Consider the following 10,414-nt stretch of genomic DNA (forward strand, 5'->3'; position numbering starts at 1 on the left):
TGATCGGGGGAACGGGGCTCAGCGGGTTCGGGAACGCGCCAACAGACGCTGGATCACCACGACGATGAGCAGGAAGGCCCCGCTCACCACCGTCTGGTAGTTGGAGTCGAGCGTGCCGACCTGGTTGATGACGTTCTGGATCAGCACCCGCAGCAGCACGCCGACGAGCGTGCCGACGATCGTCCCGGCGCCGCCGGTGAGCAGCGTGCCGCCGATGACGACGACCGAGATCGCGTCCAGCTCGGTGCCGACGCCGATCACCGTGACGCCGGACTGCAGGTACGCGGCGGTGAGGATGCCCGCGAAGCCGGCGAGGGCGCCGCTCAGCGTGTAGAGCGCGATCTTCGTGCGGACGACCGGCAGGCCCATCAGCAGTGCCGACTGCTCGGCCCCGCCGATGGCGAACACCGACTGGCCGAACCCGGTGCGCCGCAACAGCACGCCACCGAGCGCGAAGAGGACGAGCGTCAGGTACACCGGGACGCCGACGCCGAAGATCGTGCCCTGCCCGAGCCAGAGGATCGCCGAGCCGGGCTCGATCTTGAACGTCGTCGCGCCTTCGGAGGTGATGGCGAGCAGCAGGCCGCGGGCGAACAGCAGCGTCGCCAGCGTCACGATGAACGGCGCCATCCCGGTGCGGGCGATGAGCACGCCGTTGAGGAAGCCGATCGCCGAGCACACCACCAGCGGCAGCAGGAGCGCCACGAGCAGGCCGTACTGCGCGCCGTACGCGGCGAGCACGCCGCCGAGCGCGTAGTTCGAGCCGACCGACAGGTCGATGCCGCCGGAGATGATCACGAACGTCATGCCGAGCGCGATCACCGCGAGGAACGAGCCCTGCAGCGCGAGGTCGCGCAGGTTGTCCGCGGACCCGAAGCGCGGGAACGCGAACCACGCGGCGGCGAGGCCGAGCACGAGCACGACGGCCGCGCCCTGGCGCTGCAGGACCCCGGCGAACGCCGCGTTGCGCGCTGTCGTCTGGGTGGCGGTCATTTGCGGCTCCGCTCACGGGCGACGTAGACGGCGACGACGATGATGGCCGCCTGGACCATCTGCGCCGTCGAGTCCGGCAGGTTGTGCTTGATCAGGGTGGCGTGCACCAGCTGCATGAGCAGCGCGCCGAACACGGTGCCGAGCACGCGGACCCGGCCGCCGGTCAGCGGCGTGCCGCCGACGACGACCGCGGTGATCGCGGACAGCTCCATCAGCAGCCCGAGGTCGTTGGGGTCGCTGGCGCCCAGCCGCGACGTCGCGAGCACGCCGGCCACCGCGGCCAGCGCCCCGGAGATGACGTAGACGCCGACGAGCACGCGCTTCACCGGGAGCCCGGCCAGGGAGCTGGCCGTCCGGTTGCCGCCGACGGCGACCAGCTGGCGGCCGAACGTCGTGCGCTGCACCAGCAGCCCGGCCAGCACCGCGAGCACGCCCGCGACGATGACCATGACCGGCACGCCGAGGACGTCACCCGTGCCCAGCGCCAGGAAGTCCTCGTTGCGCAGCTGGACGAGCTGGCCGTGTGCGATCACGAGCGCGAGCCCGCGGCCGCCGACGAGCAGCGCCAGTGTCGCGATGATCGGCTGGATCCCCAGGTAGGCCACCAGGTAGCCGCTGAACAGGCCGGACAGGATGCCCGCGATCACCGCGACGACGACCGCCGTCAGCGGCCCGGCGCCGAGGTAGAGCGGGATGAGCGCGGCGGCGATCGACATCACCGAGCCGACCGACAGGTCGATGCCCTCGGTGCCGATCACCAGCGCCATGCCGAGCGCGACGATGCAGACGGGCGCGGCCTGCACCAGCTGCGTCCGGAAGTTGGCCGCGGACAGGAAGTTCTCGGTGAAGAAGACGTTGAACAGCAGCAGCACGACGACGGCCAGGTAGACGCCGTAGTTCTGCAGCCAGGCGGTGACCTTGGCCCGGTCCGGTGCCCTGGTCAGGGTGGCGCTAGACATCGTTGTCACCTTCCGCTGCGATCGCGGCCAGGACGTTCTCCTCGGTGATGCCGTCGCCGGTCAGCTCGCCGACGACCGAGCCGTCGCGGAGGACGACGACGCGGTCCGAGCCGTCGATCAGCTCCTCCAGCTCGGACGAGATGAGCAGCACGCCGAGGCCTTCCTTCGCGAGTTCGTCGATCAGCGCCTGGACCTCGGCCTTCGCGCCGACGTCGATGCCGCGTGTCGGCTCGTCGAGCAGCAGGATCTTCGGGCCGGTGGCGAGCCAGCGGGCGAGCAGCACCTTCTGCTGGTTGCCACCGGACAGCTCGGACACCTTCTGCTCCGGGCTCGAAGCCTTGATCCGCAGGCGCTCCATGAAGATCTTCACGACCTTGTCCTGCTTGGCCTTGCTGACCAGGCCGAACGGTGAGAGCGTCGGGAGCGCGGCGAGCACGATGTTCTCGCGGACCGACAGGTTCGGGATGATCCCGTCGGTCTTGCGGTCTTCGGCCAGCAGCGCGATGCCCGCGCGCATCGCCGCCGCGACCTTGCCCTTCTTGAGCGGTTTCCCGGCCAGCAGCACGGATCCGCCGTCGAGCGGGAACGCGCCGACGATGGCCCGCGCGGTCTCGCTGCGGCCGGAGCCGAGCAGCCCGGCCAGGCCGACGACCTCGCCGGGCCGGATGCTGACCGAGACGTCGTGCAGCCGGCGCATGCCGGACAGGTGCTCGGCCTTGAGCAGCGGCTCACGCTCGACGTCGTGTTCCTCGCCGAACGCCGTGACGCCTTCTTCGCGGATCTGGCGGATCTCGCGCCCGAGCATCAGGGACACGAGCTCGATGCGCGGGAGCTTGGCCAGCGGTCCACTGTGGACGACGCGGCCGTCGCGCAGCACGGTGACGCTGTCGCAGACCCGGTACAGCTCGTCCATCCGGTGGCTGACGTAGACGATCGCGATGCCTTCGGCGTGCAACCGGTTCAGCACCTGGAAGAGCGTCTCGACCTCACGCGGTTCGAGCGACGACGTCGGTTCGTCCATGATGACGACCTTCGCCTCGGTCGACACCGCGCGGGCGAGGGCGACCATCTGCTGCGCGCCGACGCCCAGGGTGTGCAGCGGGCGCTTGACGTCGTCGTCGATGCCGTAGCCCTTGAGCAGCTCGCGGGCGTCGGCGTACATCTTGGACCAGTCGACGAGCCCCGCTTTGGTGCGCGGTTCGCGGCCGAGGAAGACGTTGCTGGCGATGCTCATCAGCGGGACGAGGTTGACCTCTTGGTAGATCGTGGAGATCCCGGCCCGCTGTGCCTCGATCGGCCGCTTGAACGTCACCGGCTCGCCGAGGTGGCGGACCTCGCCCTCGTCGGGCTGGTAGACGCCGGTGAGCACCTTGATCAGCGTCGACTTGCCGGCGCCGTTCTCCCCGACGAGGGCGTGCACCTCGCCGGGGGCGAGCCGGAAGCTGACGTCGTCGAGCGCGAGGGTGCCGGGGAACCTTTTGGTCACCCCGGCCACCTCGAGCACCGGTGCGGTCGTCATCGCGACGTCCTCTTCGGTGGCTGCGGTCATCAGTACGCGTTCCCGACCTTCTGCGCCGCGTTGGTCTCGTCGTACTGGTCGTCGGTGATCACGATGCTCGGCGCGATCGGCTGGCCGTCGGCGAACTTCTGGAGCGTGTCGAAGGCGAGCTGGCCGAAGCGCGGGTTGGACTCGATGACGGCGTTGTAGCTGCCGTCGGCGATCAGCTGCACGGCGTTGCGCGTGCCGTCGACCGAGACGACCTTGACGTCCTTGCCCGGCGCCTTGCCCGCGGTCTTGAGCGCGTTGACGGCGCCGATGCCCATCTCGTCGTTCTCGGCGTAGACGGCGGTGAGGTCCGGGTGGCTCTGGATGAGCTGCTCCATCACGGCCTGGCCCTTGGACCGGTCGAACTCGCCGGTCTGCTCGGCGACCACGGACAGGCCGGGCGTCTTGGCCAGCTCGTCCTTGAAGCCCGAGGTGCGGTCGGTCGTCACGTTGTTGCCCGACGCGCCGAGCAGGATCGCAACCTTCCCGTTACCGCCGGTCGCCTTCACCATCGCGTCGGCCGCGCGCTTGCCCTGCTCGACGAAGTTGGAGCCGATGAAGGTCAGGTAGTCGGTGCACGGCGCCGACGTCACCTTGCGGTCGACGGTGACGACCGGGACCTTCTTGGCCTTCGCGGCGTCGAGCGCCGGCTGGAGGCCGTCGGAGTTCAGCGGCGCGACGATCAGCAGCTGCGCACCCCGGTCGAGCAGCGACTTGATGTCGCTGATCTGCCGGTTGAGGTCGCTCTGGGCGTTGGTGACGAGCAGCTTGTCGGTGGGGATGCCGAGCTTCGCAGCCTGGTCGCGAATGGACTGCGTCTCGGCGATCCGGAAGGGGTTGGCCTCCTTTTCGGACTGCGAGAAGCCGATCACCGCGGTCTTCGGGTCGATCTTGGGGTAGCCGGTCTTCGCCAGCGTGCAGCCGTCGGCGGAGGGCGCGGCGGAGGAGGCGGACGCGGCCGGCCCGCCGCCGTTCGACGGTGCGGCCGGGGTCTCCTCCCGAGCGGTGCAGGAGGTGAGGGTGAGCGCGGCGGCGGCCGCGGTGACCAGGACCAGGCGGGGACGGGTGGACAGCGGCACAGCGACTCCTCGGGCAGCGACGGTGGTGGCCCGCTCACCGGGGTGATCGGAGTCACCGCGGGAGCCTTGAGGTACTTTTTACATCGTTGGAACAACGTTGTAAACCGGCAAATTGTCGCTATGCTCTGGCTCACGCCGATGTGAAGGGATCGCCCGTGACCGTGACGCTCAAGGACGTCGCCACGCTCGCCGGAGTGTCGGTGAAGACGGTGTCGAACGTGGTGAACGGCTATGCCTTCGTCAAGCCGGACAACCGCCGGCGCGTCGAGGAAGCCCTGGCGGCGACCGGTTACCGGCCGAACGTGGGGGCGCGCAACCTGCGTCGCGGCCGCACCGGGTTCCTGGCGCTGATGGTGCCGGAGCTGTCCATCCCGTACTTCGGCGAACTCGCCGGCCTGGTCATCACGGCGGCCCAGAAACGGGGCTGGAGTGTCTTGATCGAACAGACCCAGGGCACGCGCGAGCGCGAACGCAAGACGCTGTCGTCGCTGGGCCCCCACCTGGTCGACGGCGCGCTGGTCCACCCGGAGGCGCTGGAGGCCGCGGATTTCCCCGAGGAACCGGGCGGCATCCCCCTGGTGATGCTGGGCGAGCACGCGGTCGACGTCCCCATCGATCACGTCGCGATAGACAACGTCCTGGCCGCGCACATGGCCGTGTCCCACCTGGCCTCCCTGGGCCGCACGCGCATCGCGGCGATCGGCCGCAACCCGGCGCGCGGGACGTCGTCCCAACGCCTGGCGGGCTACCGCTCCGCGCTGACCGACGCGGGACTGTCCTATTCGGACTCCCTGGTGGCGCCGGCCGAGAAGTGGCACCGAGGTTACGGAGCGGCGGCGATGAAGTCGCTGCTGGCGTTGCCGTCGCGGCCTGATGCGGTCTTTTGTTTCAACGACCTCCTGGCGATCGGCGCACTGCGGGCGGTGGCGGAGCTGGGGCTCCGGGTACCCGAGGACGTCGCGATCGTGGGCTTCGACAACAACGAAGAGAGCGCATTCTCCCTGCCGGCGCTGACGACGATCGCCCCGGACAAGACCGCACTGGCGGAAGCGGCGATCGACCTGGTGCACCGCCGCATCACGGGGGAGAAGTCGGCACCACCACAGGACGTCCAGACCCCGTTCGCACTGGAGATCCGCGAAAGCACCAAGGGCCGCTGACCCGTACCTGGACAGCGAACTCACGTATCTAGGCAGTCATCTCACGTACCCCGACGGCCGGCTCGCGCACCTGGGCAGTCGGCTCACGAACCGACCCTCCCGGTACACGAACCGACCCTCCCGGTACACGAACCGACCCTCCCGGTACACGAGCCGACCCTCCCGGTACACGAGCCGACTCTCCCGATACGCGAGCCGACTCTTCGGGTACGCGAACTGACCCTCTAGGTACATGAGCCGACTGCCCAAGTGCCGGTCAGCAGGCTGGCGGCCGCGGCGAGATCGGAGCCGTAGAACGCAGTCGAGCGTGCCCAGCCGGTCGTCTCGCGTACCTCGACGGTCGGTTTCGCGTACCTGGGCAGTCAGCTCAGGAACCGACCCTTCAGGATCATGAGCCGATTCTCCCGATACGTGAGCCGACTTTTCGGGTACGCGAGCCGACCGCCTGGGGACAGCCCTCAGCGGGTGGGCCAGTGCCAAGACGGACGGTCCAGCCGTCCCTGGCCCACCAGTTTCGTCTCGCCGTAGTCCTTCTCCAGCTCCACCTCGCCCACCTCCGCGATCGCCGACAGTGCACGGATCAACGGCTGGGCGTGCGAGACCACCACCACCTGCATCTCCTTGGCGGCCGTCGCGATCAGGGTGGCCAAGGCCGGCAGCAGGTCCGGGTGGAGGCTCGTCTCCGGCTCGTTCAGGACCAGCAGTTCCGGCGGGCGCGGCGTGAGCAGCGCTGCCACCCACAGCAGGAACCGGAGCGTTCCGTCCGACAGCTCCGCGGCTTCCAGCGGACGCAGCAGGCCGTGCTGGTGGAAGCGGACCGTGAACCGGCCGTCCGGGGCCGCCACCTCCAAGCGCGATCCCGGGAACGCCTGGTCCACCACCTCGGCCAGTTCGGAAGTGCGGCCGATCTCGATGATCGTGCGCAACGCCGCCGCCAGGTCGGCGCCGTCGTGGGCCAGCACCGGGGTGCGCGTGCCGATGTGGGACTGGCGCGCGGGCGCCAGCGCGTCCGTGCGGAAGTGGTCGTAGAAGCGCCACGACCGGATCCGCTCGCGCACCACCAGCAGCTCCGGGCACGCGCGCGGGTCGGCGAACTCGCTCAGCATGCTGTCCGTCATGCGGATCTTGAACCGATCGGCACCCCAGCCGCCCGACGCCACCCGCGTGCGGACCATCGGGCCGCCGCGGTCCGCGAGCAAGGTGGCCGGGCGCAGGACCGGGCCGGACCACACCACTTCCCGCTTGAACTCCGGGTCCAGGTTGAACATCGTCTCCCCGGCCACCGGCATGCCCAGGTCCAGCGCGTAGCCGAAGTCGTCACCCGCGAACCCGAGCCGCAGCCCGACCGGCTTCGTGCGTTTCGTGCCCTGGACCGGCGTGCGCCCTTCGCGCACCGACCGCCCGATCGTCTCCGGGCCGGCCCACAACGTCGACGGCAGCCCGCCCTCGCGGGCCAGCGCCGCCACGGCGCCGTTGCGGGACGCGTCCGCCAGCAGCCGCAGCGCCCGGTACAGGCTCGACTTGCCGCTGCCGTTCGGCCCGGTGACGACGGTCAGCCCGGACAGCGGCAGCACCAGGTCGCGCAGCGAGCGGTAGTTCTCGACGGCGAGCGTGGTCAACATGCCCCGAACCTAACCGCCACCCCCGACAGTCCGAGATTCGTCTGATCTCTGTCCGACGCGGCCGTTGACATTCGTGAACTCCAACAGCCAGAATCTCCAGTCGTAGATCCTATAGGATCCACGGTTCAGCCGAAACGAGCTGTGGTCCTCCGATGTCTGCAGACCTCAAAGGAGTGGTCATGGCCGCACGCGGCAGACGGGCACTGGGTGCCCTCGCCGGACTGATGGTGACCGCGGGCCTGCTCACGGCCCCCACCGCGGACGCCCAGCCGGAAGCGCCGAAGCCGGTGGCGCAGAAGCCCTACATGGGCTGGAGCAGCTGGAGCCTCGAGTCGACGAACTACCCCGGCGTCAACCCGGCCGGCCCGGCCAGCTGGCTCACCGAAAAGCACGTCCTGCAGCAGGCGGACGTCCTCGCCGCGAAGTTCAAGCAGCACGGCTACACCTACGTCAACATCGACGCCGGCTGGTCGAACTCCTTCGACCAGTACGCCCGCCCGGTGGTCAACCCGGCGACCTTCCCGGACGGCATGGCCTACGTCGCCGACTACGTCCACAAGAAGGGCCTCAAGCTGGGCTCGTACCTGGCGTTCGGCCTGGACCTCAAGGCCTACAACGACGGCAACTCGCCGATCGCGGGCACCACGAACTGCCACACCAAAGACCTCGTCTACCCGGACCTGCGCAAGACCAACGGCTGGGACTCCGCCTACAAGATCGACTTCACGAACCCGTGCGCCCAGTCCTACGTGGACTCGGTGGCGCGGCTGCTGGCCGGCTGGGGCGTCGACTTCCTCAAGCTCGACGGCGTCGGACCCGGCTCCTTCAAGGGCGGCCCGAACTACACCAACACCACCGACGTCGAGGCCTGGCACCAGGCCATCGCCAAGACCGGCCGCCCGATGGAGTTCGTCGTCTCCTGGGCGCTGAGCCACCGCCAGGCCGACGTCTGGAAGGCGAACACGAACGGCTGGCGCGTCGACACGGACGTCGAGTGCTACTGCGACACCCTCGTGACCTGGAACAACTCGGTCAAGCAGCGCTGGAACGACGTCGTGCAGTGGATCCCCGACGCCGGCCCCGGCCACTGGAACAACCTCGACTCCCTCGACGTCGGCAGCGGCAAGATGGACGGCCTCACCGAGGCCGAGCGCCAGAGCTACATGACGCTGTGGGCGATCGAAGCCGCGCCGCTCTACATCGGTGACGACCTGACCCAGCTCGACGACTACGGCGTCAAGCTCCTGACCAACGACGAGGTCATCGCCGTCAACCAGGCCGGGATCCCGGCCAAGCCGGTGAGCCAGACGAGTGACCAGCAGGTCTGGTCGAACCGCAACGCCGACGGCAGCTACACGGTCGCGCTGTTCAACCTGGCCGCGACGCCCGCCCGCGTCACCGCGGACCTCGCGCAGCTCGGCATCACCGGCCCGGTCCAGATCCGCGACCTCTGGTCCCACCAGGACAGCACCGCTTCCGCCGACCTGCCGGTGCACGGCTCGCGCCTGCTGAAGGTCACCCCGCGCGACCGCGACGTGCTGCAGGCGCCGGGTGTCGTGCACGCCACCGGCGTCACCGGCACCAGTGTCTCGCTGGCCTGGGACGCGTCGAAGGGCGCGCAGAACTACGACGTCTTCGCGAACGGTCGCAAGATGACGTCCACCAACACCGCCAACGCGACCGTCGCCGGGCTCAAGCCGTCGACCGCGTACGACTTCACGGTCGTGGCGAACCAGCGGAACGGCCGCCCGTCCGCGCTCAGCAAGAAGTACTCCCTGACGACACCGACAGTCGACGGCCCGAAGACGTACGAGGCGGAGAACGGCACCCCGCAAGGCGGTGCGACCGTCTACGACTGTGCGTGCTCGGGCGGCAAGAAGGTCGGCTACCTCGGCGGCAGCGGCTACGTCGTGCTGCCGGCGGTGACCGTGCCCCAGGCCGGCGTCTACCTGCTGGAGCTGTCCTATGTGGATGGCGACTCCAGCCGGACCGGCATCGTGACGATCAACGGGACGTCGTTCCCGCTGCCCGTCGCCGGGAGCAACGACGACGACTGGAACACGCCGCAGAGCACGACCGTCCAGGTCTGGCTGCAGGCCGGGGCCAACACGGTCCAGATCGGCAACCAGGCCGGGTACGTCTACGACGTCGACAAGATCACCGTCTAGTGGGGTCGGTCGCCCACCGGCGGGACGCGCCGATCGCGTGGCTGCTCATCAGCCCCGCGCTCGCCGGGTTCGCCGTGTTCTTCGCCTACCCGACCCTGCGCGGGCTGTACCTGAGCTTCACCGAGTTCCACGTCCTGTCCGAGCCGCGCTGGATCGGCCTGGGCAACTTCCGGGAACTCTTCGGCGACGCCACGTTCTGGCACTCTCTGGTCGTCACGATCTACTTCGTGACGGTCTCGGTGGTGCTGGGCATCCTGGTTTCCCTGGTGACGGCGGTGATCCTGCACCGGCTCGCGGTGTCGGCCACCGTCCGCGGGCTGCTGATCCTGCCGTTCCTCATCTCCGGCGTCGTCACCGCGCTGGTCTGGTCGTGGATGCTCGACCCGCAGCTCGGCATCGTCAACGTCGTCGTCACGAAGCTCACCGGCGAACCGGTGCTGTTCTTCGGTTCCGGTGGCTGGGCGGTGCCGACGCTGGCCGGGCTCAACGTCTGGAAGTCCATGGGCTACAACGCGGTCCTGATCTTCGCCGGGCTGCAGACCATCCCGGCGACGATCTACGAGGCCGGCCGGATCGACGGCGCGAGCGAGCTGCAGATGTTCCGCCGGCTCACCGTACCGCTGCTGCGGCCGATCCTCGTGATGGTCGTGGTGCTGACGGTGATCAGCTCGTTCCAGATCTTCGACATCGTGCAGGTGACGACCAAGGGCGGGCCGGCGGACGCGTCGAAGGTGCTGCAGATGTACATCTACGACAAGGCGTTCGGCCAGTTCGACTTCGGTTACGCCGCGACCATGTCGCTCGCGTTGTTCGTGCTGCTGGCCGCCGTCACCTTCGCCCAGCTCCGGATGGCTCGCGCGGGCGAGTCCGACACCGACTAGGAGGGT

Annotated in this window: 8 protein-coding genes; 3 read left to right on the forward strand and 5 right to left on the reverse strand. The window is 69.2% G+C overall.

The annotated features are described in order from the left end of the window. Positions 1–18: 18 nt before the first annotated feature. The 4 genes from MUY22_RS19150 to MUY22_RS19165 are packed head-to-tail and all read right to left on the reverse strand — an operon-like array spanning position 19 to position 4,577. Complete coding sequence (locus MUY22_RS19150; RefSeq protein WP_247061390.1) at positions 19–993, reverse strand: ABC transporter permease; 975 nt, start codon at positions 991–993, stop codon at positions 19–21. Continuing rightward, positions 990–1,952 (reverse strand): ABC transporter permease, encoded by a 963-nt coding sequence (locus MUY22_RS19155; RefSeq protein WP_247061391.1) that lies wholly within the window; start codon positions 1,950–1,952, stop codon positions 990–992. The genes MUY22_RS19150 and MUY22_RS19155 overlap by 4 nt, the downstream gene beginning before the upstream one ends. Further along, on the reverse strand, positions 1,945–3,501 hold the full coding sequence (locus MUY22_RS19160; RefSeq protein ID WP_247061393.1) for a sugar ABC transporter ATP-binding protein: 1,557 nt from the start codon (positions 3,499–3,501) through the stop codon (positions 1,945–1,947). Before MUY22_RS19160 ends, MUY22_RS19155 begins: the two co-directional genes overlap by 8 nt. Beyond that, a complete protein-coding gene (locus MUY22_RS19165) occupies positions 3,501–4,577 on the reverse strand; it encodes an ABC transporter substrate-binding protein (protein ID WP_247061395.1) in 1,077 nt (358 codons plus the stop codon). The genes MUY22_RS19160 and MUY22_RS19165 overlap by 1 nt, the downstream gene beginning before the upstream one ends. A gap of 155 nt (positions 4,578–4,732) precedes the next feature. Here MUY22_RS19165 and MUY22_RS19170 point away from each other — a divergent pair, with 155 nt between their 5' ends. Further along, positions 4,733–5,737, forward strand: a complete 1,005-nt coding sequence (locus tag MUY22_RS19170) for a LacI family DNA-binding transcriptional regulator (RefSeq protein WP_247061396.1) — start codon at positions 4,733–4,735, stop codon at positions 5,735–5,737. A gap of 458 nt (positions 5,738–6,195) precedes the next feature. Here MUY22_RS19170 and MUY22_RS19175 read toward each other — a convergent pair whose 3' ends face one another. Further along, positions 6,196–7,359 (reverse strand): AAA family ATPase, encoded by a 1,164-nt coding sequence (locus MUY22_RS19175; protein ID WP_247061397.1) that lies wholly within the window; start codon positions 7,357–7,359, stop codon positions 6,196–6,198. Between the two features lie 179 nt (positions 7,360–7,538). Here MUY22_RS19175 and MUY22_RS19180 point away from each other — a divergent pair, with 179 nt between their 5' ends. Together MUY22_RS19180 and MUY22_RS19185 are read left to right on the forward strand one after the other, a co-directional pair. Then, positions 7,539–9,527: a CBM35 domain-containing protein gene (locus tag MUY22_RS19180; RefSeq protein ID WP_247061398.1), complete on the forward strand. Its 1,989-nt coding sequence runs from the start codon at positions 7,539–7,541 to the stop codon at positions 9,525–9,527. Then, positions 9,527–10,408, forward strand: a complete 882-nt coding sequence (locus tag MUY22_RS19185; protein WP_247061399.1) for a carbohydrate ABC transporter permease — start codon at positions 9,527–9,529, stop codon at positions 10,406–10,408. The genes MUY22_RS19180 and MUY22_RS19185 overlap by 1 nt, the downstream gene beginning before the upstream one ends. Positions 10,409–10,414: the final 6 nt, after the last annotated feature.

It is taken from the genome of Amycolatopsis sp. WQ 127309, from assembly GCF_023023025.1.
In the GTDB taxonomy this organism is placed as follows: Bacteria; Actinomycetota; Actinomycetes; order Mycobacteriales; family Pseudonocardiaceae; genus Amycolatopsis.